Source organism: Undibacterium sp. CY21W, assembly GCF_014284265.1.
In the GTDB taxonomy this organism is placed as follows: Bacteria; Pseudomonadota; Gammaproteobacteria; order Burkholderiales; family Burkholderiaceae_D; genus Undibacterium; species Undibacterium aquatile.
The window spans coordinates 232,005-257,362 of the sequence record NZ_JACOGE010000004.1; the positions used below are offsets into that span (position 1 = coordinate 232,005).

At 51.5% G+C, this 25,358-nt stretch carries 24 protein-coding genes; 10 read left to right on the forward strand and 14 right to left on the reverse strand.

The genetic code is table 11. The features are described 5' to 3' along the window. Positions 1 to 252: 252 nt before the first annotated feature. The 3 genes from H8K29_RS11360 to H8K29_RS11370 all read left to right on the forward strand — a co-directional run bounded on the left by H8K29_RS11360 (position 253) and on the right by H8K29_RS11370 (position 2,392). A complete protein-coding gene (locus H8K29_RS11360; RefSeq protein ID WP_186897684.1) occupies positions 253 to 648 on the forward strand; it encodes a VOC family protein in 396 nt (131 codons plus the stop codon). Positions 649 to 673: 25 nt separating this feature from the next. Further along, on the forward strand, positions 674 to 1,072 hold the full coding sequence (locus tag H8K29_RS11365) for a VOC family protein (protein WP_186897685.1): 399 nt from the start codon (positions 674 to 676) through the stop codon (positions 1,070 to 1,072). A 165-nt stretch (positions 1,073 to 1,237) separates the two neighbouring features. Continuing rightward, a complete protein-coding gene (locus H8K29_RS11370; protein WP_186897686.1) occupies positions 1,238 to 2,392 on the forward strand; it encodes an alpha-D-ribose 1-methylphosphonate 5-triphosphate diphosphatase in 1,155 nt (384 codons plus the stop codon). Positions 2,393 to 2,470: 78 nt separating this feature from the next. Here H8K29_RS11370 and H8K29_RS11375 read toward each other — a convergent pair whose 3' ends face one another. Further along, the gene (locus H8K29_RS11375) at positions 2,471 to 3,136 is read right to left on the reverse strand and encodes a hypothetical protein (protein WP_186897687.1); all 666 of its coding nucleotides are present in this window, start codon (positions 3,134 to 3,136) and stop codon (positions 2,471 to 2,473) included. 447 nt (positions 3,137 to 3,583) lie between these two features. Then, on the reverse strand, positions 3,584 to 4,249 hold the full coding sequence (locus H8K29_RS11380; RefSeq protein ID WP_186897688.1) for a hypothetical protein: 666 nt from the start codon (positions 4,247 to 4,249) through the stop codon (positions 3,584 to 3,586). 509 nt (positions 4,250 to 4,758) lie between these two features. Between H8K29_RS11380 and H8K29_RS11385 the strand changes: the two genes are divergently transcribed. Then, on the forward strand, positions 4,759 to 5,952 hold the full coding sequence (locus tag H8K29_RS11385; protein ID WP_186884421.1) for an ABC transporter substrate-binding protein: 1,194 nt from the start codon (positions 4,759 to 4,761) through the stop codon (positions 5,950 to 5,952). Between the two features lie 41 nt (positions 5,953 to 5,993). Here the strand turns inward: H8K29_RS11385 and H8K29_RS11390 are convergent, their stop codons facing one another. The 3 genes from H8K29_RS11390 to queC form a co-directional block, all read right to left on the reverse strand. Further along, entirely contained in the window at positions 5,994 to 7,421 is a 1,428-nt protein-coding gene (locus H8K29_RS11390) for a bifunctional serine/threonine-protein kinase/universal stress protein (RefSeq protein WP_186884422.1), read from the reverse strand. 1 nt (position 7,422) lies between these two features. Further along, the gene (locus H8K29_RS11395) at positions 7,423 to 8,166 is read right to left on the reverse strand and encodes a metallophosphoesterase (protein ID WP_186897689.1); all 744 of its coding nucleotides are present in this window, start codon (positions 8,164 to 8,166) and stop codon (positions 7,423 to 7,425) included. A gap of 95 nt (positions 8,167 to 8,261) precedes the next feature. Beyond that, entirely contained in the window at positions 8,262 to 8,981 is a 720-nt protein-coding gene (queC, locus tag H8K29_RS11400; protein WP_186897690.1) for a 7-cyano-7-deazaguanine synthase QueC, read from the reverse strand. A 103-nt stretch (positions 8,982 to 9,084) separates the two neighbouring features. Between queC and H8K29_RS11405 the strand changes: the two genes are divergently transcribed. Next, positions 9,085 to 10,383 (forward strand): lipopolysaccharide biosynthesis protein, encoded by a 1,299-nt coding sequence (locus H8K29_RS11405; RefSeq protein WP_186897691.1) that lies wholly within the window; start codon positions 9,085 to 9,087, stop codon positions 10,381 to 10,383. A 162-nt stretch (positions 10,384 to 10,545) separates the two neighbouring features. Here H8K29_RS11405 and H8K29_RS11410 read toward each other — a convergent pair whose 3' ends face one another. Next, positions 10,546 to 11,301, reverse strand: a complete 756-nt coding sequence (locus tag H8K29_RS11410) for a DUF3108 domain-containing protein (RefSeq protein ID WP_186897692.1) — start codon at positions 11,299 to 11,301, stop codon at positions 10,546 to 10,548. A gap of 1 nt (position 11,302) precedes the next feature. Beyond that, positions 11,303 to 12,472: a DUF3108 domain-containing protein gene (locus H8K29_RS11415; protein ID WP_186897693.1), complete on the reverse strand. Its 1,170-nt coding sequence runs from the start codon at positions 12,470 to 12,472 to the stop codon at positions 11,303 to 11,305. 112 nt (positions 12,473 to 12,584) lie between these two features. Between H8K29_RS11415 and H8K29_RS11420 the strand changes: the two genes are divergently transcribed. From H8K29_RS11420 to H8K29_RS11430, 3 genes are all read left to right on the forward strand, one after another. Next, positions 12,585 to 13,856 carry a branched-chain amino acid ABC transporter substrate-binding protein gene (locus H8K29_RS11420; RefSeq protein WP_186897694.1) on the forward strand — a complete coding sequence of 424 codons (1,272 nt, stop codon included), beginning with the start codon at positions 12,585 to 12,587 and terminating at the stop codon, positions 13,854 to 13,856. A 72-nt stretch (positions 13,857 to 13,928) separates the two neighbouring features. Beyond that, positions 13,929 to 14,771 (forward strand): PhaM family polyhydroxyalkanoate granule multifunctional regulatory protein, encoded by an 843-nt coding sequence (locus H8K29_RS11425; RefSeq protein WP_186897695.1) that lies wholly within the window; start codon positions 13,929 to 13,931, stop codon positions 14,769 to 14,771. A 48-nt stretch (positions 14,772 to 14,819) separates the two neighbouring features. Next, a complete protein-coding gene (locus tag H8K29_RS11430; RefSeq protein WP_186897696.1) occupies positions 14,820 to 15,509 on the forward strand; it encodes a VIT family protein in 690 nt (229 codons plus the stop codon). A 126-nt stretch (positions 15,510 to 15,635) separates the two neighbouring features. On the opposite strand, the gene H8K29_RS11435 is transcribed toward H8K29_RS11430, so the two are convergent. The 4 genes from H8K29_RS11435 to H8K29_RS11450 all read right to left on the reverse strand — a co-directional run bounded on the left by H8K29_RS11435 (position 15,636) and on the right by H8K29_RS11450 (position 20,890). Further along, complete coding sequence (locus tag H8K29_RS11435; protein ID WP_186897697.1) at positions 15,636 to 16,529, reverse strand: hypothetical protein; 894 nt, start codon at positions 16,527 to 16,529, stop codon at positions 15,636 to 15,638. A gap of 171 nt (positions 16,530 to 16,700) precedes the next feature. Next, positions 16,701 to 19,634 carry a serine/threonine-protein kinase gene (locus H8K29_RS11440; RefSeq protein WP_186897698.1) on the reverse strand — a complete coding sequence of 978 codons (2,934 nt, stop codon included), beginning with the start codon at positions 19,632 to 19,634 and terminating at the stop codon, positions 16,701 to 16,703. A 78-nt stretch (positions 19,635 to 19,712) separates the two neighbouring features. Then, positions 19,713 to 20,261 carry an ECF-type sigma factor gene (locus H8K29_RS11445; protein ID WP_186897699.1) on the reverse strand — a complete coding sequence of 183 codons (549 nt, stop codon included), beginning with the start codon at positions 20,259 to 20,261 and terminating at the stop codon, positions 19,713 to 19,715. Positions 20,262 to 20,356: 95 nt separating this feature from the next. Continuing rightward, positions 20,357 to 20,890 (reverse strand): PadR family transcriptional regulator, encoded by a 534-nt coding sequence (locus H8K29_RS11450; RefSeq protein ID WP_186897700.1) that lies wholly within the window; start codon positions 20,888 to 20,890, stop codon positions 20,357 to 20,359. A 149-nt stretch (positions 20,891 to 21,039) separates the two neighbouring features. On the opposite strand from H8K29_RS11450, the gene H8K29_RS11455 reads away from it, so the two are divergent. Continuing rightward, positions 21,040 to 23,055, forward strand: coding sequence for an NADPH-dependent 2,4-dienoyl-CoA reductase (locus H8K29_RS11455; protein ID WP_186897701.1), 2,016 nt, complete (start codon positions 21,040 to 21,042; stop codon positions 23,053 to 23,055). Between the two features lie 21 nt (positions 23,056 to 23,076). Further along, positions 23,077 to 23,523 (forward strand): nuclear transport factor 2 family protein, encoded by a 447-nt coding sequence (locus H8K29_RS11460; protein WP_186897702.1) that lies wholly within the window; start codon positions 23,077 to 23,079, stop codon positions 23,521 to 23,523. A gap of 53 nt (positions 23,524 to 23,576) precedes the next feature. On the opposite strand, the gene H8K29_RS11465 is transcribed toward H8K29_RS11460, so the two are convergent. From H8K29_RS11465 to H8K29_RS11475, 3 genes are read right to left on the reverse strand one after another with little or no spacing between them, the layout of a single operon-like run. Next, positions 23,577 to 24,017 carry a nuclear transport factor 2 family protein gene (locus H8K29_RS11465; protein ID WP_186897703.1) on the reverse strand — a complete coding sequence of 147 codons (441 nt, stop codon included), beginning with the start codon at positions 24,015 to 24,017 and terminating at the stop codon, positions 23,577 to 23,579. Then, complete coding sequence (locus H8K29_RS11470) at positions 24,018 to 24,785, reverse strand: SDR family NAD(P)-dependent oxidoreductase (protein ID WP_186897704.1); 768 nt, start codon at positions 24,783 to 24,785, stop codon at positions 24,018 to 24,020. Beyond that, entirely contained in the window at positions 24,782 to 25,339 is a 558-nt protein-coding gene (locus H8K29_RS11475) for a DUF3833 domain-containing protein (protein ID WP_186897705.1), read from the reverse strand. Before H8K29_RS11475 ends, H8K29_RS11470 begins: the two co-directional genes overlap by 4 nt. Positions 25,340 to 25,358 lie beyond the last annotated feature (19 nt).

Sequence of the window (25,358 nt, forward strand, 5' to 3'; positions counted from 1 at the left end):
GATTGCTCATGTAGCCGCCGTTTCTCAATACAGGAAACCAAAGTAAGCGCATTTTCAGAAGAATATTTTGTGTCTGATATGACATAGTATGCGGTGAATGCGTTGTCATTCATTATTCTTATTCCATAGGACTGACGCAAAGTTTCCCCGGCAAGGCATGGCGACGAAGACAGTACGAATAGTACGGCCAGGAGTCATAACGCCGCTGGGGCAGCTTTGCGTAAGTCCTGCATCTGAAAACCGGGAGAACTCATGATAGATCACCTCAGCACTTATGCGACAGATTATCCGGTCACAAAATTATTTTATGAAGCGGCTTTTGCGCCATTGGGATATACCCTGCAAATGGAATTTGTCGCTGAGTGGAATGCCGATTTTCCTACCCAGCGGATGTGTGCGTTTGGTGTGAATGGAAAGCCGACATTCTGGATTATCGAAACCAAAGAAAAATCGACGCCACGGCATGTCGCTTTCAGTGCTGCGTCCCGCGACGCTGTCGATCAATTCTATGGGCAGGCGATGACGCATGGCGGCAAAGACAATGGACAACCCGGCCTGCGCCCGCATTATCATGAAAATTACTACGGTGCTTTCACGATAGACCCTGACGGGAATAACGTTGAAGCCGTGTGTCATGCGCCGGTGTGAATCACACGTGCAGTAAAGGAAAAGCATGATTTCAGAAAAAGCAGTGATGCGGGTGGCTCGACCCACCGATCATCTCAGCGTGATCACCAGAATGTATATCGACGGGCTGGGGTTTGTTTTGCTGAGTCAATTTGCAGATCACGATGGCATAGACGGCGCGATCATCGGACATCCGCAGCACAACTATCATCTGGAATTTACTCAGCATGCCGACTCGTATGCATGTAAAGCACCGAGCCAGGATCATTTGCTGGTTTTTTATCTTCCCGACGAGGCAGAATGGCGGCGTGCTTGCGAGAACATGCAACAGGCGGGATTTTTTCCGGTGCGCTCCGCTAATCCTTTTTGGGATGTCGCCGGTAAAACGTTTGAAGATGCCGATGGGTACCGGGTGGTGTTACAAAATCGCGCATGGCCTTTGTAGTGCATTGCTGAGATCAGATCTTCATCACGCCGGAAAGTTTTGCGTAAATTCTATTCCTGTTCAACAATACCGGATCGCAGCAGTAAAAAGTCACAGGTACGACCGGTAATTTTTTTCTCAGATTCATCTCAACTTGTTCACCGCTTTTCAAGGATGTATTACTTCATGAATTTTGCTTCGCATACAGCGTTCTCTATCCGCAACGCACGCGTCGTCACAGCGGATCAGGTGTTGACTGGCGGTATCGCCGTTAGTCACGGGCGTATTGATGATGTTAATTCAGGCGCGGCAACGCTGACGGGTACTGACTGGCATGGCGATTATCTGTTACCGGGTCTGGTGGAGTTACATACCGATAATTTAGAAAAGCATCTGATGCCGCGCCCGAAAGTGAGCTGGCCGGTGCTGCCCGCCATCATCGCGCATGACGCGCAGATCGCCTGTTCCGGTATCACCACGGTGCTGGACGCGATTGCCATCGGCGATATCGACCCCGACAGCGTGCGTACACAAATGATGCAGGCCTGCGTACAAGGGCTGGCCGGTGCCAGGCAGGCGGGGGTGCTGCGCACCGATCATTTTCTGCATCTGCGGCTGGAGTTGGCAGAGGCGCGTTTGCTGGAATTATTTACGCCATTTTTAAATGACGAGCGCTTGCTGCTGGTGTCGCTGATGGATCACACGCCGGGGCAACGACAATGGACAGACCTTGAACATTACCGCGTCTACGTCACTGGCAAGCGCGGCTGGACGCATCAAAAAGTGGATCAAATGCTGGAAGTGCTGAGTGATCGCCAGAAGCAGTATGCAGAACAGAACCGCGCGCAGGTCGTCAAGCTATGCCGTACACAGGCGCATGGTATTCCACTGGCGACCCATGACGACACCACCCATAATCACGTGCTTGAAGGCGTGCGCGATGGCGTGACGATTTCTGAATTTCCGACCACGCTGGCAGCAGCACAGTTTGCGCATCAGCACGGCTTATCCATCGTCATGGGCGCACCGAACCGGGTGCGTGGCGGCTCACATTCCGGCAACGTCTCTGCGAGTGAATTGGCACGCCATGATTTGCTCGATATTTTGTCGTCAGATTATGTTCCGGCCAGCTTACTGCATGCCGCATTTTTATTGCAGGAAGATGGTTACTCTTTGCCAAAAGCCGTGTCCACCGTCAGCCTGCAACCCGCACGGCAGATAGGTTTGCAGGATCGCGGTCAGATCGCCCCCGGACTACGCGCTGATTTTATCCGCGTCCGCATCATTGAAGGTATTCCTGTTGTGATGGGCGTTTGGAGGCAAGGTTTGCAGATTGCTTGATGCGTAGCCAAAGTAGATAATGTCTGAGGATGAGAACACGATTCGTCGGCGAAACAGGCGGTACTCTCCTCCGAATTTTTAGTCTTCAATAATATTCAGATCTTTTGCGCTAATACTTGTTAACGCTTTACATGCTGTGATCTTCAATTCTGTTCCATTGCACAAATAAACGAAATTACCGGTTTTTTTTACCATACGATGGTGTACCGATAATACGTAAAGTCCACCTTTTCTGCTGCTAATATTGTGAAACATCTGCTTCACCTCAGCCGGAAGTTCATGAAGTGTCCGTTGCTCAATCCAATCAAACAACAATTCGTTATAGCTAACGTCGATATCGTCTTTGTCTGCAAAAAAAGCAGGATGCAGCATTACTGCTGAATCGGTAGCAGTATGGGAAAAAACTCGTGTTTCCCCGCCTAACATAGCGATAGCGCAAGCCGAAGCGCATATTCCCTCGACTTTGACAGTTAGCTTACGCTCATTTAAATATTTACCGATTGCCAAACCAGCGTCAAACTTACCTCCCCCAGAGTTTCTAAATATGACGTGATTTATAGAATGTTCATCAACGATCTTACTAAATACATTGGCATCGTCAAAAGTGATTTTCCCATCAACGATCAATTGGTTCTCATTAATTAATAAGACTGATTCTGCGAGAGGTGTGTATCCTAAAATTGGCAAAAGTAATAAATTTCTCGCTAATCGCAACAAATAATGTTTTCGCATTTTTTCAAGCATAAGACTTTGAAGGCAGTTTTAGTTTTTACGGTTTCCTCTTTAGTGGCTAAAGAAGAAACGACAAGGTAGTTTAAAAGGATGCTAGCTTGTACCTGACTGAGGTATAAAAAAGCGCTTGGTCTGGTGCTTCAGAATCATTGAGTCCAGAACCGACAGCACCACATGGCGCTCATCATTATTCATTTGAGCAATTGCTCCAAACTTTAATTTCAATTCATCTTGTGGTTCCCGCTAGCCTTCCTCAAAAATCAGCTAGTCGGTTGATACGCCGAAGGCCATAGCAATCTTCTTCAAGATATCCAAGACGGCTGTGGTTTGCACACGTCATAGCGCAATCATCATGTGTGTCTCGGCCTGAGTCCAGACTCAGAGGTGAATGAAAAACTGAATACTGTTTGCTTGCGGAAATTAGTGCGCTTGCACATAGTTGAAGAATAAATACGACGCTTATTCTTCTTCGGTGATGTTAATACCAAGGTCTGCAGGCGTTAAATCGCTGATGGGCGTTGCTCTTATTTTTTTCGCCAGGCTCTTGGAAAATAAGATGTATTTCCCTTCTGAATTGGGCTCCCGCAGAATAAATATTCCGCCACTTCCATCTTCGGCGTCATACATCTTATTCAGTAATTCGATAGTCAGTTTGCCTTGGCTACGTTCAGAGATTTGTTGATTAATTTTATCTGTGAAGAAAACCTGAATTTGTCCGACACCATTTTTGTTTTCTTCAAACACACGCCTCACTGGATGCAATAGCAACGTGGTTGGTTTTCCGTTGGGATTAGCGAGCAGGTTTCTTTGGTAGCCGAGCAAAAAAATATTTGCACAAGCGGAGGCACATATACCGCGCGCAAAAGTAGATAATTTTTTTCGCTCAATACGTTTTCTGAATTCTTCTACAATCTCAACGCCATCATTCGCCGCACCGAGAGAATTTGATAAAAGGATGCCTTTGATCTCAGGGTCAGCAACCAACGCCTGATCATAATTTTCAAGATGTTTCTTTGTTATTTGTCCGGTTATTTCAAATGTTTTTGGGAGAGCGGCGTTATCAGCTAATGCGATTTGTGAGACTGAGAATATCAAAGCAATCACACTGAGTTTTTTAAAGAACATATACGCCTCAACATTTTTCAAAAAAAGAATTAACTATTAGTCAGTATACCTCTTCCGAAAATTCGAACCATGCACAATTAACGCTCTCCAGGCAGACTCAAGTTCAAAAAAAGAACAGAACTACGCCAGGCCAGATACACCGAAATTCAGTTCGCCAGAATATTAAAAGCCGCTAGTCCTATTGCCTGGTCGTTACGAAAATCACGCGACAGTAGCGTGTGAAATTACAACACTTGAGTAATTATTTTGCACTGACAAAAATGCCTGTATCGCAAACTAATTCTGGGTAGTCTGCCAACCTTTACTCAGGCATACGTATTGATACGTATTGCATTGCGGAAATTTTATGCGATTGATTTATGTTGAAAATCAAGAAGGCACTTTGTTTTTTAATTTATATTTCCAATTGACAACTATATGGTGCGCGGTTACGTTCTCAGCACGAGAAAATCTGCCCTGCAATTTGCGGTGTCAACATGCCGGGGTGTTTAATAAAATTGGAGATAAAAATGCGCATTCGTTCGCTACTGAGTAGTCTTGTATTGTGCCTGTGCGGCGCAGCATACGCGGAGGAGCCGCCGATCCGGATCGGGGTCATTGGCCCGTTCACCGGCAAATCATCAACCGATATGGGTGAAAGCATGCGCGGTGGCGCGCGTGTATTTCAGGCTGATCTGAATCAGATTGGCGGCGTACTCGGGCGCAAAATTGAACTCGTTGAACGCGATGATCAGGCCAAGCCAGAGCTGGGTGTGGCGATGGCAAAAGAACTGATAGAAAAAGAAAAAGTCGTAGCAGTGGTTGGTTTTGCGAATACGGGTGTTGCGCTGCAGGCGGCGAAAGTATTTCAGGACGCGAAAATTCCACTGATCGTCAGCGTTGCCACTGGAGCTGGCTTAAGCAAATTCATGCCGCCAGCGGTTCCGCACAGCTATGTGTTCCGTTTATCGGCCAGTGACAGTATTCAGCCGGTTGCGATGCTGCATGATGTGGTCGACAAACGTAAGCTGACGCAGATTGCAATTCTGCATGACGACACGCCTTACGGTCAGTTCGGTAAAGATAATCTGGTTGCTGAGCTGCAAAAACGTAAGCTGGCACCAGTCAGCGTGCAGAGTGTGAAAATCGGTGAGCAGGATATGACCAGCCAGATGACGCAGGCGAAGCAGGCTGGCGCGCAGGTCATTATCTTGTATTGCCTGTCGTCTGAGGCTGCAGCAGCCGCGAACAGTATGAGCAAGGCAAAAGTGAATCTGCCATTGGTCGGCAGCTGGATTCTGTCGCAAAAGAGTTTTGCTGATACTGCCGGTGGAAATGCAGAAGGTGCGCGTATGCCAGTGACATTTATCGAGAGTGATTCCACCCGCAGCAGCAGTTTTTCTTTATCTTATCTGCGTTTAAATAATGCCAAAATTATTCCTTCGGCGGTGGCAGCGGCGCAGACTTATGATGCCCTGCGCTTGTTAAGTCTGGCGATCATGCAGGCGAACTCGACCGAATCTGAAAAGATCAAAGATGCGTTGGAAGATATGAAATACGAAGCCACCTCGACGGTCGTGACACGCTATAAAAAGCCTTACACGAAAGCAGATCATGAAGCGATCACGCAATCGATGGTCGTCATGGGCGAGATTCGTAAGGGCAAAGTTTCCTACGCGTATAAAGAGGATGCCAGCAGCGGCCTGATTGTGCGTACTAAATAATTCAGAAAGCACCTGACTTTTCTGCAAAGGCAGCAGGCAGCTTATTTTTCGGTCGTTTTAACGACCGTCACAGTACAGGCTGCCTCTGCCACCACCTGCGCGGATACGCTACCCAGATAGCGTCTTAACGCTGACGTGCCGCGCGAGCCAATGATGATGTGATCGACATCGTTGTTGTGCGCATATTCGATAATCGCACCTGCCGGATCCGGCGCTTCAATCACGTGAAACGTGATTTTGTCCGCACTGATATTCAACGGTCTGGCCCAGTGTTTGAGATCGACCAGTTGTTTGACGTGGATGTTTTCGCCCTGTTTGATCAGACTGTCGTCCATTCCTATGCGACTGGTTTTGCGTATGGTCAGGCAGGCCAGCCTTGCACCAGGTTCGGTCTGCAGCATCCGCCGTGTGATATTTCTCAGGTTTTCTGCCAGTGCTTCAGAGCCGCGCGTCAGATCAAGTGCGGCGACAATGATCGGCGCCTTCGCTAATTGTTCCGAAATACTGTGTTGCAAGACTGGCTCTATGCCCGAGGCTTTCAGACGGCGTTTGATCACAGACAGATAGCCATCTTGTTGCGCTTTTTCTGCACGCCCGGTCAGCGTCAGTTGTTCCGGATACTGCAGCAAAAACGCTAGCTGTGACGCCGTGTCAAAGCGCGCCGCCGGTTCTACTTCCAGGCAACGCAGAATAATTTCTTGCAGCCAGGCTGGGATATCCGGGCGATGGCTGCGTGGTGGAATCGGGTCGCGGTATAAGCGTTTCTTTAAACCTGAAACGGAGGTCGGATGACCGAAAGGCCGTTCGCCAGTCGCCAGATGGTAGAGTAAAACCCCGAGTGAAAATAAGTCGCTGCGCGGTTCATTGCGCACACCCAGCACTTGTTCCGGTGAGATATACGGCCCTGTGCCCATAGGCAGACGAAATTCTTCATCCAGCAGATCAGGCAAGCGATCATGGCGTGATAAACCAAAATCGATCAGCACCGCTACCCCATCGCGGAACATGATGTTGCTTGGTTTGATATCCAGATGAATCACATTCTGCCGGTGTAAATCCTGTAAAGCATTCGCGACTTTAATGCCGATAGTAACAACTTCGCTGATCGGTAACGGCGCTTGTGCGAAACGACTGCGTAAGGATTCTCCGGCTATCTGTTCCATCACTATATACGGCTGCGCATCAAAATCACCAGAGCCGAAAAAACGCGGCACGTGTACGCCTTTGAGCTTAGGCATGATCATCTGTTCGACTTCAAACGCGACGATGGCGGTCGGGTCGTCAGAGGAATACAGCAGTGGTACTTTCATGATCAATGGCGGCACACCGTCTTCCAGCCCAGGTTTGCCGACATGACGTTGGCGTAAATCGGTGACGCGCCAGAGTGCCGCCATTCCGCCGGTATGTAATTTTTCTTCTAAGCGGTAGCCATCAAATTCCATCCCGGCCTGCAGGCTGTGCGGGCTCATCTTAATTTCCCGTCAGAAGGCGGGATGCCAGTGCGGCTGGCAGACCCGCGCGCAGAATTTTTGCAGAAGCGGTTTCGTGATCGTAAGGAACGCGGTAATAGGTCAGTTCCAGCGTCTCGGTATCGAAGGTCGCGTAGCACGCCGCAGGGTTACTATCGCGCGGCTGGCCGACAGAACCGGGAATGACCAGCCAGCGTCGCTGCTTGCTCAGCGGTATTCCATTTTCTGGCGTTGGCAGAAACTCCCCGGTTTTTCCAGTCATCGTCATGTGATACAGCGTTGGCACATGCATGTGCCCGCAAAAGGTGATAGCTGCTTTCGACGCATGCATGCTGCGCATGGCTTCCATCACACCGTCGATGTATTCCCATTTTTCCGGCGCCCAGGCATTGGCGTGGACTAACAGCAGATCCTGTAATTCAATCCGGTAAGGCAGCTTTGCAATAAAATCGATTTGTGCCGGATTCAACTGAGCACGTGTCCATTCAATCGCCTGACGCGCGGTCGGATTCATGCCTTGTTTATCTTCCTGCAGAATCGCGACGTCGTGGTTACCCATCAGAACGTAAGCGCCTTTGCCGACATACTCCATCACGGTTTGTACAACCCAGGCAGGATCAGCACCGTAGCCTATCAGGTCACCAAGGAAAGCGTAGCGCGTTACGTTTTGTTGTTCTGCATGTGCCAGACATGCGGCAAATGCTTCGCGGTTCGCATGCAGGTCGGTCATCAGCGCGAGCAGCATAGGTCTCTTCCATTTATATAATTAGTTTTATCTGTCTTGCGGATATCATTTTAAGTTAGCTGGCTAACGGCCAGCTTACAAGCTTATTTTTAAGCTTATTTGGGTAATGATGCCTGATATTGATGATAGCCGCGTGCGCGCAATTCGCAGGCAGGGCAGGTACCGCAACCATGACCCCAGTCGTGCAATTGACCGCGTTCGCCGAGATAGCAGGTGTGGGTATCGGCGCGGATCAGATCAATCAGGCTTGTACCGCCGAGCTGTCCCGCAAGTTCCCAGGTTTGCGCTTTATCTATCCACATCAGTGGTGTTTCTAGTTTGAGGCGGGTTGCCATGCCCAGATTCAGCGCGACTTGCAAGGCTTTCATGGTGTCGTCGCGACAATCCGGATAACCGGAAAAATCTGTTTCACACATGCCCCCTACCAATACATTCAAGTCGCGGCGATAGGCGAGCGTGGCCGCTACCATCATGAACATCAGATTGCGCCCCGGTACGAAGGTATTCGGCAAGCCGTTAGCCTGCATTTCTATGGCAATATTTTCCGTCATTGCCGTATGGGATAATTGCGAAATCAGTGACAGATCTATCATGTGATCTTCGCCAAGCCGCGCTTGCCATTCTGGCGAGAAACTGCGGATTTTCTCCAATAAGGTCGGACGTACCGTTAACTCGATCGCATGGCGCTGGCCATAATCGAAACCGATGGTTTCCACGTGGGCATAACGCGACAATGCCCAAGCGAGACAAGTGGTAGAGTCCTGCCCGCCGCTGAACAACACCAACGCACGGTCGTTATTACTAAATTTATTCATTTTGCAAACTAAAAATAAGGATGGATGAAGTAGGGAGAAACCCTTTGTACTTCATTCTGTCATGATGGTAAGGTTCGTGTGAGATGAATGTTATCGCAAGCCCATGAGTTTTCCTAAAAAATTTCTATCCTCCTCGTTTTTGTCCGTCATCGATCAGGGCATGCTGAGTGCCCTGAACTTCTGCATCGGCGCTTTGCTGATCCGCCTCGTAGATAAAGACGATTATGGTCTGTATGGTCAGTTATATGCTGGCGGGCTGCTGGCGGGCCTGATTGTCGATTCCTGGATTGCCGGCCCCTTGACGACGGTCGCCAGTGCTGTGCATGAAAATACTCGCAAGCTATTGTTGCGCCGTTACTGGCAGCGGCAGATATTCTGGACGGTGGCGATGGGTATAGCGGCGTTTCTGATCGTCGAATTTGTCCCAGCCGCCACGCATCATAGTAATAAAAACTGGTTAATGGCGGCCGCGTTCGGCCTCTACGTGATCGGCAATGGCCTGCGCGAATATGGTCGCACTGTCGGCTTTATACAATCCGACATTCACAGCGTATTGCGGCAGGATCTGGTGTACGTCGCGGCGGTGTTGGCAGGGATGCTCAGTTTGTATTTATTTGAAGTGATCGATGTTGCCCATGTTTTTATCGTGCTGGCATCTGCTTCATTTCTGTGTGCGTTATTTGGACGCCATCGCATCATGGATCGTACGGCAACGCAGGCCAGTCAGGTTGATGCGGAAGACGTTGATATTCTGCATGAACATCAGGAAACCATACGCGGCCATGGTCGCTGGGCGGTGCTGGGGGTTATCGTTGGCTGGCTGTCAAATTACAGTTACGTTTATCTTTCCGGTGCCTGGCTGGGGCTGGCGGCGATTGCCGACCTGAATGCGTCGCGTTTGTTGCTAATGCCTATTCCGTTGGCAGTGGCAGCCTGGTCCCGGGTCGCACGACCAGAAGCGAGTCGTCTGATGGCAGAACATAACTGGAGCGGTCTGCGCAAGCTGACCATCGTTTCTATCTTAGGCATCGAACTCGTTGTGTTTGCGTATGTGGGTGCGATGTTACTGACTTTGCCGTGGCTGGAAGCGTATGTGATCGGCAGCAAATACAGCGGCCTCGGACCTTTGATTATGCTGTGGGGTGGCTATTTCGCAATCAATTCTGTACGCACGATAGGAACGTCATGGCTGATGAGCGGCGGCGCTTTTCGCTCTATGTTTTTTCTGGGAACGGTCACCTTGATACTGGTGGTGCTGATTACCTATCAGGCGATTCCGTATTGGGGCGCTGCCGGTGCAATCTTTGCGCTGATCGCTGTTGAGTTGTTTGAAACGGTGGTGGTCTGGAAATATATTTTGCCCGCTTTACAGAAACACCCTCAACCGCAATCACCCGCCTGAACAGCGTTGTTACGACTGCCTCATCGGTGTGGATGGCATTCTGAAGCATTTTTTGACTGGCTGGAGACCCAATAAATACGCGGGGTTCCAGCGGTCATTCATTTGTCGGTATTGGTGCAGCGATGCACGCCATATTCCATCATTCTGGTCACGCTCATCGCTTTATTTCTTCACGCTTTCTATGATCTGATCAACATAGTCGCCATCCGCATCGCTAAATTTCAGACGTACCGGATACCAATCCAGCGCTGGGGCGAGCCAGATATCGAGCGCCTGATCTTTAGAATCCGGCGGCGGAGCTTTACTGATATGGATCGTCGCGAACTCACCCAGAGGCGTACTGGTTTTTTCACTTGCCAGCACTTTGAAACTCCAGGGCTCTGCATCGCGCCGTCCGGCGACAAACATTTTCCACTCGCTGCCCGGTTTGAACTTATCACCGGCGGCACGCGCATACGCAATCAGTTGCCAGGTGGCGCTGGTTCTGTCTTGTTCTCCGCCTTTCAGAACGTAGGTCTCATCCGAGGCGGTAAAGCGCAGGGTTTTTCTATCGTGCTCGAAGCTGGTGACGGTCTCAGGTTTGCGAAAACGTTTTTCGACAAATTTTTCCGGTGCCAGACCGTAATCACTGATATGACCCTGACTGCTGGCATCGAGGATTTTGCCGACCAGCATCGCGCGCGTTTCTGTCACGACGCTATATTTTTTGTCGCTGACTTCCCATTTGACGGTCGCCGCACCACCCAGCGGAATGCCGCTTTGCTTTGCCTTGATGGTGTATGAAAGCTCGGCCGCCGGTGGCAGATTAAAGGCCAACTTATTGAAATGTTCCGTTGTGCCTGCGTTTGCCAGCGTAGTGCTAAGAGCCGCACTGGTAAGTACAGCGGCGATCAGACGAAGAGAAAAAGTGTGAGACATATCATTTTCCAGAAGTGGATTGAAGCTGAATTTTACTGACCGTCTGCGTCGTGACGGCGCCGTTTGTTTCAGTATTGCGGATTTGTATCGGGTACCACTGATAAGCAGGTGCGAACCAGAGTTCCAGCGTGGAGTTATACAGTCCTGTGCGCGGCGGGCGCTTGACGTGCCAGGTCATGATTTTGCCGAGAGCCGTATCAATTTCTTCCTGACCGATGACGACAAAGATGAACTGGTTCGCATCGCGATCCTCGGCAACCTGCACCGAAATTTGTCTGCCCGGCTGAAACTGTTCGGGCGAGGCGATCCCTAATCCCGCCAGTTGCATAAAGATTGTCGCCCGGTCTTGCGCACCTTTGTTCAGCTCGGTGTTTTTATTCGATGATGAAAAGCTGAGTTGGTTGGCATCGTAATCAAAATGCGTGGCCGTTTCGCTGCGCCCGCGCCGCGTTTCGCTCATACGCTTAGGTTGTATGCCATTCGCGGACAGATTGCCTTCGCTTTGCAGCTTGTACAAATTCAGGCTGGTGAACAGCAAATCCAACGATGCCTGCACCTGCATCTGATATTGGCCGTCCTGCGCTTGCCAGCTGATCTCGCCGAGGCCATATACCGGGTTCATGTTCGGCGAAATACGCACGACTTTCATATTCATTTTGCCGGATGGCGGTGCGGTGATTTTCAGCCCGGCTAATTCGGTCACCGGATTATCCGCATTATTGGTGCTGGCTGCCGACGCTGCGGCTGTTGCCGGCACTGGTTCCGGCGCAGATATCTCTTGTGCCGGAGATGCAAGCTCCTGATTTGGCGTGGGTTCGGTGATCGCTGCTGTCGGTGGAGTTTCCGCATCGCTTGCTGCCGTGGGCGGCGTGTCGTTCAGAGTTTGATCCGACCTGGCTGCTGTGGTCGCCGGTGTTGCTGTCTTTCTGCGTGCCTGTGGTTTTGGCTTTACTTTTGGGGGAGCTTGAACAGCGTGCGCGATGGTAGCCGGGGCTTCTTTTAACTGAACTTCTATGCTGGTGGTTGCCGGTGTCGCCGCTGGCTTTTCGGTAACAAGGCTTCCCGACAGTAAATGCCATAAAAATAGGTGAAAAGCGATCGCCATGCCTGTGAAGATCAGGGCGCGAGAGCGGAAGCGGGCAGGTAAAGTGGAAAGGGTAATGCGATTCATGGCGACAGTGTAAACGCTTGCAGGTTTAGCTGCGATGACATTGCAGGAATTTTATACGGCGTAGAATTCAGGTCTTTGCCTCAGTATTACTTTTGATTATTTATTTCTGGTTATGACTTTTTTTCTGCGCGTCACTATAGCTGCATTCCTGAGCCTGCCGTTTTCAACATCCTTTGCCGTAACGTCTAAAGAACCTTTGCCACCGATACGCATTGCGATGATCGATGGGATGAGCGCAGCGTTCACGAATGCCGGCGAAGCAGTTCAGCGTAACCTGCAAATCGCGATCGACAACATCAATGCGCGCGGTGGTGTCCGTTTGCCGGATGGCCAGCATGCGCTGAGCCTGAGCGTGTTTGATAACAAACAGGGTGTGGAAGAGTCATTGACTTTGTTACGGCAGGTGACTGACCAGAAAATTCCTTTCGTGGTGCAGGGCAATAGTTCTGCTGTCGCTGCGGCGCTGATCGATGCGATCAACAAACATAACCAGCGCATGCCTGATCACCGCGTATTGTTTCTGAATTATTCAGCGGTTGACCCCGTGTTGACGAATGAAAAGTGCAGTTTCTGGCACTTTCGTTTTGATGCGCATGCGGATATGCGCATGAACGTGCTGACCGAGGTTATTAAAGACGATAGCCGCGCCAAAAAAGTGTATCTGATCGGGCAGGATTATAGTTTTGGCCGCCAGGTTGGTAAATCGGCACGCGCGATGCTGGCGCGCAAACGGCCGGATATCAGCATCGTCGGTGAAGATCTGCATCCGATAGGCAAGGTCAAGGATTTCGCACCGTATGCCGCAAAAATCAAAGCCAGCGGCGCGGATACTGTGATCACTGGCAACTGGGGCAATGATCTGACTTTGCTGGTAAAAGCAGCCAAAGAAGCCGGGATGAACATCAAGTTTTACACTTTCTATGCGAATGGGTTGGGCGCGCCGGCCGCGATCGGTGATGCAGGCATAGGGCGGGTGCGTGCGGTGGCCGAATGGCATCCGAATGTCGGCGGCAAAGTGAGCGATGATTTCTATCAGGCATTCCGTAAGCGCTATCCTTTGGCAAAGGATGATTACGTGCATCTGCGTATGCAACTGATGGTGGAAATGCTGGCCAGCGCGATAGAAAAGGCGAAATCTACCGAAGCAGCAGCGGTAGCACGGGCGCTGGAAAATGCGAGTTTCAGCAATGGTTTTCACCAGGCACTGATGCGCGCGGAAGACCATCAGTTATTGCAGCCTTTGTACGTATCCGTTATGCAGAAAAAAGGCGAGGCCGGAACGCGTTTTGACAATGAAGGCAGCGGTTACGGTTTTAAAACCGAGCGATTCTTTGAATCCGGATTGACTGCATTACCCAGCTCATGCAAGATGGAGAGACGTTAGCAGAACGCTATTCAGTCTTCACATGCAGTGTCATCATGGCGTGCAGACAGCGCCTACATAAGGAGTACACCGATGAGCAATCCTTTTTCTGGTTCTGATATTCCCGGCATGAATTCTATGGGTGATCCGCTTGGGTTCATCAAAAAACTCTGGGGCAGTATGAATGTTCCGGGCATGGTCGCACCGCCGATGTCGGTTGATGAACTGGATAAAAAAATTCAGGATCTGAAAACAGTTGAATCGTGGCTGAATGTGAATATGAACATGTTGCGCGGCACGATACAGGCGCTCGAAGTCCAGCGTGCCACGATTGCGACATTGCAATCACTGGGTGAAAATTTTGCCCAGCACATGCAGCAGGCAAGTGCGCAAGCCAATGCACAAGCCAGTGCGGCGCAGACGGATATTCCGAAACCCGGTTCGTCTAACGCGTCTGATCATACTAGCTGGCCTATGCCACCGGCAGCGGCGCCAGCACCAGCGCCAGAGCAGGAGTCTGCACCTGAGCCTGAGCCGGAAAGTATCCCGCCGCAAGCAGCGGAGACTGCAGAGAAAACGCCAGGCTTCGCCTCTGGCAATGATGCCGGCACGCCGTTTGCGAACCCGGCAGCCTGGTGGAATCTGCTGCAGAATCAATTCAAGCAAGCGGTCAGCCAGGCAATGGAAGGCGATGGTCTGGCAAAAGAAACACTGAGTAAAGCGGATGCGACAAAGCCAAAAACGAATGCCCGTCCAAGAAAATCTGCGACAGCTTCAGCAAAAACAGCGGCAAAACCAACAGCGAAAGCGAGTGCCTCTGCCGCTACCAAATCAAAAAATAAAACCGGAGTGAGCAGCAAGACGGCGAGCAAAAGTACGCCAAAAACGGCCACAAAAACAGCAGCCAAAACAACTACAAAAACGCCGCAAAAATAATAAATCATCTGTGTCTTTTGCCCCGAAAATTCAACGTAAAGTGATCTCATGCGACATATAGAACGACACAAAACGCACCGCATAGGCTGGCTGCGTGCCGCTGTGCTCGGGGCGAACGACGGTATTGTATCTACGGCCAGTCTGGTACTCGGTGTGGCAGCTGCGGGAGCAGCTTCCAAAGATATTCTGATTGCGGGAGTGGCTGCGCTGGTGGCCGGCGCAATGTCGATGGCAGCGGGGGAATACGTATCGGTCAGCTCGCAGGCGGATACCGAAACGGCGGATCTTGAACGTGAGCGCAGGGAGCTGGCGGCAGATCCTGCGCATGAGCATGAAGAATTGCGGGATATTTACATTGCCCGTGGCCTCGATGCAGAACTGGCGGCTGCGGTGGCGACACAACTGATGACACACGATGCACTCGGTGCGCATGGACGCGATGAGTTGGGGATTTCCGATGCATTGGCGGCAAGGCCTGTGCAGGCGGCTCTGTCATCGGCAGCCACGTTTGCAATCGGTGCGGTTTTACCTTTGCTGGTGGTTTTCTTGTTTCCCGTCCATTGGCTGATGTGGTCGGTCGCGATCAGTGCGCTACTGTTTCTTGCTTTACTGGGGTCGGTTGCGGCGTATGCCGGTGGTGCCTCGGTGACGGTGGCTGCTGCCCGCGTTACCTTCTGGGGAGCGCTGGCGATGGCGCTGACGGCCGGCGTCGGTGCCTTGTTTGGCATTGCGGCCTGAAACGGCTGATGTTTCATGACCAGCAGATCTGCCTCAAAGGGAACATCGGCAGTCGATAGTCTAACGGGCAATATCCGCAACGGGAGATGGAATACCTTTCCGTCTCCCGTTTCTCATACCGCGTATTTAGCTGCGGGCACTGCGCAGGGCGCTCTGCACATCCGTATCACTCCAGTTCACAGTACGTGATTCACTGGTTGCACTGCAACTGATTTTTACCTGATTGTTGGCCAGCATTTGTACCCCGACGTTCACACAACTGGTGGCAATGCCGCCAACGGCAACGTTATAGGTGCCGCTTGCAGGACGGTTCGTCATGCCGCTGGCATCGCTGCTGAAGATCAGATTCTGTGTCGTGACCACGCGACTGGTGGCAGCATTGCTTTTGCTGTAGAAAAAGCCAGCATTGCTGTTGAGACTACTGCCATTATTGACTGCGGTACTGCCAACCGATGTGACAGCGTAGCTGCTGGCTGTGCCAATGACGAATGTGGCGCTGCCGTTACCGATCTGGCTGGTATCTCCGCTGTCAGTATTATTGTCTGTACCATTGAAGTTGGCATTGCTCATCACGTACTGCGTCACAGTGGGATTATCTCCGGCATTGACGTTCAGGTTGCCAGCGCTCTGGAAATTCAGACTTTTGACTGAGCCCGTGAATACTGGTGTGCCACTGAAATTACCGAGATAGGCATTATCTGCCGGGAAGCGCCGCACACAGTTGCTGAGACTGGTTGTGCTGCCGTTAAAGCTGACGCTGCCGCCTTTCGGGCAGTTACCGCTGTTGCCAGCCATAATCAGCAGATCGTGCAGATTCAGCACAGCCTGCATACTGATCCAGCTTTCTGCAAAAACTTTCATTGCTTCTGTCATTCCGGATGATGTACTACCCGTCCCGCCAGTACCTCCGGTGCCGCCGGTACCAGTGCTATTGCCGGAATTGCTGCCGGAACCTGAACTGCCGCCACCACATGCACTGAGTGCGCTGATCAGACTCATTACCAGAAGAGCTTTTTTCATGCCGTATCCTTATAAATGAAAAGAAAAACAGGTCGCTGCACTATCGTATTGACAGGCAGGACGACGCTTCCTTTGTATGAACGGAATTTTTGAGAAAAAAGCGCCACGCGGAGGCACTTTTTTTAAAAGGCAGAATAAAGAAGGAAGACAGACGTGATACGCATTCATCGCTCAATGCGAGGATGGTGCTTGCCAGCGACAGGCGGGATATTGTCCGCAAATGGCACTGGCGCGTTGTCGTAACTGAGCGGATTGTCCGGTAGCGTCAGACTGCATGGCGTCAGCGAGCCGGAACATGGTCAATGCGTACCAAATACCATTGCGGGTATCGTCGGCCTGTTCGCGTATGGCGAGTGCTGCTTTCATTGCTTCTTGTGCAGCCGCAGTCTGACCTCGCGCCAGATAGACATTGCCGATAGCCTCGCGCATGCTGGCTTCGAACCCTGCCCAGTAGTCGCGTTGGCCCGGACGCAGGAAAAATTCCAGCTCAGCCTGCATCTGTGGCAATGGCAGCAATGTCTGGTCACTACCGGCCAGCCTTGACAGGCCAAGCCATGCCTGAGTGCGGGCGAAATGATTTTTTCTTGCCGCACTGGTCAGCACTGCGCGGTATTCGCGGATGGCTTCTTCACGATGGTGTGATGCTCTGGCAATTTCGGCATTCAGCAAATGTATGCCGCTGGCCCTGCTGGGTTGTTGCGGCCAGTGTTGTTTCCATAGTGCGAAATTGTCACTGGCAAAGCGGCGTGCGGTCTCTGTATCACCGAAATACAGCGCAACACTACCGCAGTGGTTGAACATAATGTTGCGCAGGATGGGATAGCGAATCGGTGTTTTCCAGGGGAACTGGTCGCAGACGCTGCGCATTTCCTGCAAATTACCGCTGCGGTACAAAATTTTCAGATAGCTTGCGCTGGCATTTTCCAGATAATCCAGTTTCTGATTGCGCCAGTCAGGCAGCAGCATAATTTCATAGGCCGCCCGCGCATAGGCAAGGCCCTCCGGGCGGCGCAGGGCATCGATCAGCATATCGGCCAGATAAGCTTTGCTTTCCGACACAAAATAATGATTTTTGCCCCAGATATCTTCCATGCTTTGTAATGCCTGCAGGCGCGCTGCGGCAGATTCTCCGGTTCTGCCCAGAGTATCCAGCGTGATGGCGACACTTTGCAGAGATTCTGCGGTTTGCCACGCATGTGCGCCATACAGTTGTTGTCGCAGTTGAAGGGATTCGTTAAAGGCCGTTAACGCGTTCTCAGGACGGTCAGAATTCAGATAAGCGAGTCCCAGATTTTCCAGCGCAGATGAGAGTTCTGCGCGGTCTTTTGCGGTCCGGGATAAACGTACCGCCGTTTCCAGATACTGAATATCTCTCGGAAATCCGGCGGGGTGCAGGTTGACGCCGCAATGTCCGGCCTTGCGGTAAGCGACCGCCAGTTTTTCGTCGGGGGCATGGTGACGGCGGTAAATTTCCAGCGCCCGGTCTGCATATTGGCAGGCTTCCTGACTGCGGTTATTTCCACTCAGCCATTCAACCGCATCGAGTAACACTCCCGCGTATTCATTGCTGTCCTGACCGTATCTCTGCCTTGCCTGTTCCAGACTGACTTGATAAATACGGGCGGCTTCATCCTGCAGTCCCAGTTGTACCGTGAGCTGTCCCAGATCATGTAACAGTTTTGCCCGCTCCTCCGGATGTGCCTGCAGTTCGTTAATGAGCCGGTCGGTACCGAGGCTGACCAGATCTTTCAGCGTCATCTGGCGTCTTGCCAGATCCAGATCCGGCTTCTGATCGGGATTGAACAGACTGACGACGAACTGATACATTGCTTTCGCTTTAATTGCCTCGGTCTGAGCAATGCGCGCCTGATGCAGGGAAACTGCGGTTGCTGCAAACAGAAAGCAAATCAAAAACAGGCCGCTGGCAGCAATCCAGCGGTGTTTGAGCAAAACGCGGCTGCTGCGATACCACAGGCTATCAGGCCTGGCACTGACAGTGTCTCCCCGCAGATAGCGTTTCAGATCGGCCGATAACGCATCGACCGTGGTGTAGCGCTCCAGCGGCGATTTTCGTAGTGCTTTGAGGATGATCGCATCCAGATCACCGCGCAACTGGTGGCGCTGTTTGTTTTCCTGCAGAAGTTCTGAAGGTGGTGCCACCGGATCATGCAGAATTGCCCGCTCCAGCGCGGCACGTGAACGGTTTGCCGGTTGATATGGTGTGAGGAACGTTAGTAACTCGTAGAAAACGATCCCGAGTGAATAAATGTCACTGGCAATACCCGGTGCTTCACCGAGTATCTGTTCCGGTGAAGCGTAGCGCCAGGTGACCGGGCCTGTACTTTCTCCGGTTGGTGCCGCCTGAGTCATAGCGACATTGTTGCCACCCTGCAGAATTTGTGCGATACCAAAGTCGAGCAGGCGCACATAACCCTCTTCTGTGACCAGAATATTGTTGGGCTTCAGATCACGGTGCACTACCAGATGCGAGTGGGCATATTGCACCGCCGAACATACCTGCACCATCAGTTGGATACGTGCGTGCAAATCCAGCTTTTGTTCGCGGCACCAGTCAACGATGTGTCTGCCCCTGACGTATTCGAGCGCCAGCCATGCCTGTTGTTCGCTGCTGATCCCTGCATCGTATAAGCGAGCAATATATGGATGTGTCAGTTGCGAGAGAATGTCGCGTTCGCGGATAAAGCGCGAGACTATCGTTCCATTCAGAGTATCCGGATACGGCAGTTTTAAGGCAATTTCACGTTTAAATTCGCTGTTTTTCTGTACCGCGAGCCAGACGCTGGCCATACCGCCCTGGCCGATTTTCTTGCGCAGCTCCCATGGGCCTATCGTCATTCCTTCTTCATACATCACTGGCAAAGGACTACGTGTACCGTCATCCAGCGTGATTTTCGGCGTGGTCAGCAGAAAAGCATGTTCTTCCGCCTTGTCATGTGCTGCGATTAGCTGACAAAGACGACGATGGTGCTGCGGATTCTCAGTCTCCAGCCTTGCCAGTCGTTGTTGTCTTTGCGCCGGGTTCAGATCCATGACTTCATCAAACAGCACCGATATCAGATGCCAGTCTTCACTGGGAAGTACCACCGAATGTCTCCAGAAAAAAGGGATGCTGATCAGAACGGAAAAATCACAGGAAAAGCGTCACCGGATTGATAAAACGCTTCAGCACAGTGCTTCAAACAGTAAGGCTCTTGCCTTCAGCCAGTCACGTTGTACTGTACGTCTGGCGATGCCGAGAAAGTCGGCCGTCTGTTCTTCACTGAGTCCGGCGAAGTAACGCAGTTCCACGACTTGTGCCAGACGCGGGTCGATCTGCTCCAGTTCGTTCAGCGCATCATGTACACGTAAAAGCTCAGATTCATCGGGGGCATTGAGATCGGGCTGGGAACTGAGTTCGACATGTTCTGCACTGCCGCCATGACGCTCCGCCTGACGGCGGCGCGCATAATCAATCACGATAGAACGCATCGCACGTGAGGCATAACCGAGAAAATAATGTTTTTCTGCGAGCTGAAGCTGGGTGTTGGCATTCAGACGCAGCCACATTTCATTAATCAGGGCGGTGGTATCAAGCAAAGTCAGGTGACCGCTCTGGCGCAAACGCGCGCGCGCCATGATGTGTAATTCAGGATAAATTTTCTGCATGAGTTGTTCCGCTGCAAGCGGGTCTCCTGCCCGTGCGCGCGTACACAAAGAAGCAAAATCATCCATAAGCGAGTCATTTATCCGGTTCGGGAAATCGGCTATTTTAAAGGACGCTGTCTCTTTGTCGCAGGAAAAAGTATCCCGGATGTCAGGCGCTTAGCTTACTGTTGTTGTCGCAATGTGGTCAGTGCCTGTTTTGTCCATGCGACCCGGCTTTCTTCAAAACTGATACCGGCCTGCAAAATCAGATAATGAATTTGTGCTTCACGCAACAAAGGCCTGTGACTGAAATCGCGTTGTTCTATTGCCTTGTAATTTTCTAATTCCTGTTCATGCAACTTCAGACGACGCGCCATTTCTTCTATCAGGCCGGGCGCACCGACGGCAGCGTCGGCCCGTAGTCGTACCAGCATATCATCACGCAGGCGCATAGGCTCTGTGCTTTCGGCGGCCCAGCGTTGCAATTCAGTTCGTCCTGCCGGTAATACCTCGAATCGCTTTTTACCCGCACGGCCACCTTCGACCTCACTCGAGCTGACCCAGCCGTTTTCCTCCATACGTGCGAGTTCACGATAAATCTGCTGATGCGTCGCATGCCAGAAATAACCGATGGATTTATCAAAGCGGCGTGCCAGTTCATAACCGGAACAGGGTTTTTCGATCAGGGAGGTCAATAAGGCGTGGGGCAGGGACATAGCAGTACTAGAGTAATTATTCGAGCTTGGTTGGCGACATTTTATATGCAACCAGTTGCATATATAAAGTTGTTTCGTTATTCTCTCGCTATCCCTCGTATCGTCCGCTTCATGCGACTGATACTGTTTTTCTCCAATAAGGAAACGCCATGTCTTTCTATCCTCACCTGAGCAAACCGCTTGATCTGGGTTTTACCACTTTGCCAAATCGCCTGTTAATGGGTTCCATGCACGTTGGACTGGAAGAGGTGGACAATGGTTTTGAACGCATGGCGGCCTTCTATGCTGAACGCGCGCGCGGTGGCGTTGCTCTGATCGTGACAGGTGGGATCGCGCCGAATGAGCGCGCGCGCCCTATGCATGGCGGTGCGATGCTGACGACCGAAGCAGAAGCGGCACATCACCGCATCGTGACCGATGCCGTGCATCGTGAAGGTGGAAAAATCGCGATGCAGATTCTGCATTTCGGACGTTATTCGTATCAGCCTACGCTGGTCGCACCAAGCGCGATCAAAGCGCCGATTAACCCGTTCACGCCGCATGCGCTGACGACCGAGGAAGTCGCGCAGACCATAGATGACTTCGTCCGCTGTGCCGGTCTGGCGCAATCTGCAGGCTATGACGGTGTGGAAGTGATGGGCTCGGAAGGCTATCTGATCAACGAGTTTATTGCTGCCCGCACGAACCAGCGCGATGATGAATGGGGCGGGGCGTATGAAAACCGCATCCGTTTTCCGGTCGAAATCGTGCGCCGTATCCGCGAAAAAGTCGGCAGCAATTTCATCATCATCTATCGCCTGTCTATGCTCGATCTGGTCGAAGGCGGCTCCACGCTGGACGAAGTCATTCAACTTGCCAAAGCAATTGAGGCCGCAGGAGCGACCATCATCAATACCGGCATAGGCTGGCATGAAGCACGTATCCCGACGATTGCAACTAAGGTGCCGCGTGCGGCCTATGCCTGGGTAACGCAGAAACTCAAAGGTCATGTGAGTATCCCGCTGGTCGCGACGAACCGTATCAATACACCGGATGTGGCTGAACAATTGCTGGCGGATGATTTCTGCGACATGGTCTCGATGGCGCGTCCATTGTTGGCCGACCCACTGTTCATGCGCAAGGCAGAACAAGGCAAGGCAGATGAGATTAATACCTGCATCGGTTGTAATCAGGCGTGTCTGGATCATACGTTTGGTGGCAAGATTACGTCCTGTCTGGTGAATCCACGTGCGTGTCATGAAACCGAGCTGCTCAATGCAAAGCTGGACAAGGCCAAGCGTATCGCTGTTGTCGGTGCCGGGCCAGCCGGTCTGAGTTTTGCGACGACCGCCGCCAGTCGCGGGCATGACGTCACCTTATTTGATGCGGGAGCCGAGATCGGTGGGCAATTCAATATTGCGAAACAAGTGCCGGGCAAAGAAGAGTTTTATGAAACCCTGCGTTACTTTGCGAAGCAGATCACGCTGACCGGCGTCAAACTCCGTCTGAATACGCTGGTCACTGCCGATGAATTGAGTTCCTTTGATGAGATCGTGCTGGCAACGGGCATCACACCACGGACGCCGGAAATTGAAGGCGTGACTGATCCAAAAGTATTGAGCTACCTCGACGTGCTACGGGAAAAGAAAGCCGTTGGTAAGAGCGTGGCAATTATCGGTGCCGGAGGCATAGGTTTTGACGTAGCGGAATACCTGAGTCATAGCGGCACCAGCCCTAGTCTGGATCCGAAAAAATTCTTTGCCGAATGGGGTGTGGATACCAGCTATCAGACCGTGGGCGGTTTGGCAGAAGCAGATATTGAAAAGCCGGCACGACAAATTTTCTTGTTACAGCGTAAAGTCTCTAAAGTGGGCGACGGACTGGGTAAAACCACAGGCTGGATACATCGTACCGGACTGAAGAACCGCGGCGTGCATATGTTTGCCGGTGTCACTTACAACAAGATTGATAATGCGGGCTTGCATGTGACGATCGATGGTCAGCAAAAGATACTGCCAGTTGATAACGTCATTCTGTGTGCAGGTCAGGAACCGCGCCGTGATCTGCAGGCGGCTTTGGAAGCAGCAGGAAAAACCGTGCATCTGATCGGCGGCGCTGATGTTGCAGCCGAACTGGACGCCAAACGGGCGATTAATCAGGGTACACGCCTGGCAGCAACGATCTGATAAAAAAGGGAGGAGACATTGATGAATCAACTGCACCCACAAGCAGCTGCATCTTTACAACGTTGGCATCAGATGATTGCTGCACGTGATCTTAACGGGCTGGCGGAGATCGTTCATCCCGAAGCGGTATTCCGTTCCCCGATGGCGCATCAGCCGTATGCCAGCGCGCAGGCGGTCGTGCTGATCCTGGGTACGGTGACACAGGTATTTCAGGATTTTACTTATCACCGCGAATTCGTGTCAGACGATGGGCTCAATGTGGTGCTTGAATTCAGTGCCCGGGTTGGCGACAAGCAGCTCAAGGGCACTGACATGATTGCTTTCGACGATACCGGCAAGATACGGGATTTTGAAGTGATGGTCAGACCGATGAGTGGCTTACAGGCGCTGGGTCAGGAAATGGGCGCCAGACTGGCACAATATTTACCTGCTTATAAAGCTGCTAAAACTGCTAAAGCGGCAGAGTGATTCTGACAAATACCGGATACTGCGGCAGGTATTGCCGCATATTCGGTATGCGCTTACTTGTTCGCTGCCCGCTTTAAAAAACGCATCAGACCGCCGAGCAACGGGAGCTTTTCGTACAGTTCCTCGGCGGCATCCCAGTAATCCCTGTGCATGGTGACGCGTCCATCGGTGGCAAAGCAGATGTGGGTTGCACCGCGTATGCATTGTTCTTCCCTGCTGAAACGCTTCATCGTGAACAGGAAATCCCAGCATAAAAATGCATTGTCGCCTTGCAGTACGGTAGAGGTCACCAGAAAACGCGGTTGATCCACCTGCTCAAACATATGCAGAAAAATCCGCCTGATATTGTTGGTGCCACACACTTCATTAAACGGGTCTTTGAAATACGCATCTTCGGTATAAATCCGGCCAATATCATCGACCCCGTTGAGGCTGATGGTTTCAAAAAAACTCACCAGTTTATCCAGACTGGCCTGATGTTCCTGAGGGCTCATTTATAGTCCTGTCACTTTATGTACAAGATAAAAATAACCGCGATAAGGCAGTAAACGTGCCAGCCGCAGCCAGTTGGTAAAACGTTTAGGGAAATGAATATGAAATTCCCCTTGCTCCAGACCCCGCACCAATGCTTGTGCTGCAGCCGGTGCTGTCATTAAGGCCGGCATATCAAAATCGTTATTTGCCGTCATCGGCGTGGCGACAAAGCCGGGATTAATCATATACACCCCAATGTTTTTCGGATGCAGATCCACATACAGTGATTCGCACAGATTAATGATCGCCGCCTTACTTGGCCCGTATGCCAGTGCTTTTGGCAAACCGGAATAGCCAGCAACCGAACCGACGATGCCTATGCCGCCTGCACCCTGTTTTAACAAGGTGGGCAGTATTACCTCCAGGCACTGGTAGACCCCACGCACATTGACGTCGAGCACGTGGTTGGCGTCGGCGAGATTAAAACTGTCTGCCCGCATTTCATTGTAGGCGCCGGCGACCACTAAAACCAGATCAAGCTGTTGCCACTCTGCGAGCAACTGTGTATGCGCTGTTTGTAAACTGACGAGATCTGTCATGTCCAGTGGCAAGGCCAGTGCTTTCGGGTAGGCTTGAGCGATGTGTCGCAGTTGCTCCCGATTACGAGCAGAGAGAGCGACTGTCGCGCCTTTAGTCAGTAGCAGCCGCGCTACTTCGGCGCCGATCCCAGTTGATGCGCCGATGATCCAGACACGCTTTCCTTGCCAGTCGCGTATGCGTGGATTCATTTTTTCTGTCCATCGCGTTTTGTGAACGACAAAGTCACACTGCCGAGATCAACGCCAAATTTGCGCATGATCGCGCGGTTCAGCATGACTTTGTCATCCATCAGCACCATCACATCGTCAAAATCAACGTGATACACAGTGCCGTCAACCGGAAGTGCCAACACATAATTCCAATGCAGAGTGTTACCGGAAACGATGCCCTGCGCTTCTCCGATCACGTCCGGGGCAGTACCCGTAAAGCGGTCGGGCGCAGTCTGTTTCAAGGTCCAGATGCGTTTTTGTTTAGTGCCGTCAGAGTAAGTAAAGTCTTCATCCAGCGTGCCGGTATCGCCATTCCATTGGCAACGCATGACGACGGTGAAGCGTTCGACTATCTTGCCGGAACGGTCCTGAAACATACCCCAGGCGTCGAGCGTGCCATTAAAGTATTGCTGCAATACGAGCTGCGGCTTTTCCTTCGCATAAAGAGCCGGGTCATAAGTGCTGGCGCAGGATGCCAGCAACAGACTGGCAGCCAGCACGACAATATTTTTAAATACGTGATGTAGTTTCATAGTGTCTTTCAGCGGAGAC

Excerpts from the sequence above, each read along its gene's own strand:
- H8K29_RS11360 (WP_186897684.1), top strand. The coding sequence starts at position 253 with ATGATAGATCACCTCAGCACTTATGCGACAGATTATCCGGTCACAAAA.
- H8K29_RS11365 (WP_186897685.1), top strand. The coding sequence starts at position 674 with ATGATTTCAGAAAAAGCAGTGATGCGGGTGGCTCGACCCACCGATCAT.
- H8K29_RS11370 (WP_186897686.1), top strand. The coding sequence starts at position 1,238 with ATGAATTTTGCTTCGCATACAGCGTTCTCTATCCGCAACGCACGCGTC.
- H8K29_RS11375 (WP_186897687.1), bottom strand. The coding sequence starts at position 3,136 with ATGCTTGAAAAAATGCGAAAACATTATTTGTTGCGATTAGCGAGAAAT.
- H8K29_RS11380 (WP_186897688.1), bottom strand. The coding sequence starts at position 4,249 with ATGTTCTTTAAAAAACTCAGTGTGATTGCTTTGATATTCTCAGTCTCA.
- H8K29_RS11385 (WP_186884421.1), top strand. The coding sequence starts at position 4,759 with ATGCGCATTCGTTCGCTACTGAGTAGTCTTGTATTGTGCCTGTGCGGC.
- H8K29_RS11390 (WP_186884422.1), bottom strand. The coding sequence starts at position 7,421 with ATGAGCCCGCACAGCCTGCAGGCCGGGATGGAATTTGATGGCTACCGC.
- H8K29_RS11395 (WP_186897689.1), bottom strand. The coding sequence starts at position 8,166 with ATGCTGCTCGCGCTGATGACCGACCTGCATGCGAACCGCGAAGCATTT.
- queC (WP_186897690.1), bottom strand. The coding sequence starts at position 8,981 with ATGAATAAATTTAGTAATAACGACCGTGCGTTGGTGTTGTTCAGCGGC.
- H8K29_RS11405 (WP_186897691.1), top strand. The coding sequence starts at position 9,085 with ATGAGTTTTCCTAAAAAATTTCTATCCTCCTCGTTTTTGTCCGTCATC.
- H8K29_RS11410 (WP_186897692.1), bottom strand. The coding sequence starts at position 11,301 with ATGTCTCACACTTTTTCTCTTCGTCTGATCGCCGCTGTACTTACCAGT.
- H8K29_RS11415 (WP_186897693.1), bottom strand. The coding sequence starts at position 12,472 with ATGAATCGCATTACCCTTTCCACTTTACCTGCCCGCTTCCGCTCTCGC.
- H8K29_RS11420 (WP_186897694.1), top strand. The coding sequence starts at position 12,585 with ATGACTTTTTTTCTGCGCGTCACTATAGCTGCATTCCTGAGCCTGCCG.
- H8K29_RS11425 (WP_186897695.1), top strand. The coding sequence starts at position 13,929 with ATGAGCAATCCTTTTTCTGGTTCTGATATTCCCGGCATGAATTCTATG.
- H8K29_RS11430 (WP_186897696.1), top strand. The coding sequence starts at position 14,820 with ATGCGACATATAGAACGACACAAAACGCACCGCATAGGCTGGCTGCGT.
- H8K29_RS11435 (WP_186897697.1), bottom strand. The coding sequence starts at position 16,529 with ATGAAAAAAGCTCTTCTGGTAATGAGTCTGATCAGCGCACTCAGTGCA.
- H8K29_RS11445 (WP_186897699.1), bottom strand. The coding sequence starts at position 20,261 with ATGGATGATTTTGCTTCTTTGTGTACGCGCGCACGGGCAGGAGACCCG.
- H8K29_RS11450 (WP_186897700.1), bottom strand. The coding sequence starts at position 20,890 with ATGTCCCTGCCCCACGCCTTATTGACCTCCCTGATCGAAAAACCCTGT.
- H8K29_RS11455 (WP_186897701.1), top strand. The coding sequence starts at position 21,040 with ATGTCTTTCTATCCTCACCTGAGCAAACCGCTTGATCTGGGTTTTACC.
- H8K29_RS11460 (WP_186897702.1), top strand. The coding sequence starts at position 23,077 with ATGAATCAACTGCACCCACAAGCAGCTGCATCTTTACAACGTTGGCAT.
- H8K29_RS11465 (WP_186897703.1), bottom strand. The coding sequence starts at position 24,017 with ATGAGCCCTCAGGAACATCAGGCCAGTCTGGATAAACTGGTGAGTTTT.
- H8K29_RS11470 (WP_186897704.1), bottom strand. The coding sequence starts at position 24,785 with ATGAATCCACGCATACGCGACTGGCAAGGAAAGCGTGTCTGGATCATC.
- H8K29_RS11475 (WP_186897705.1), bottom strand. The coding sequence starts at position 25,339 with ATGAAACTACATCACGTATTTAAAAATATTGTCGTGCTGGCTGCCAGT.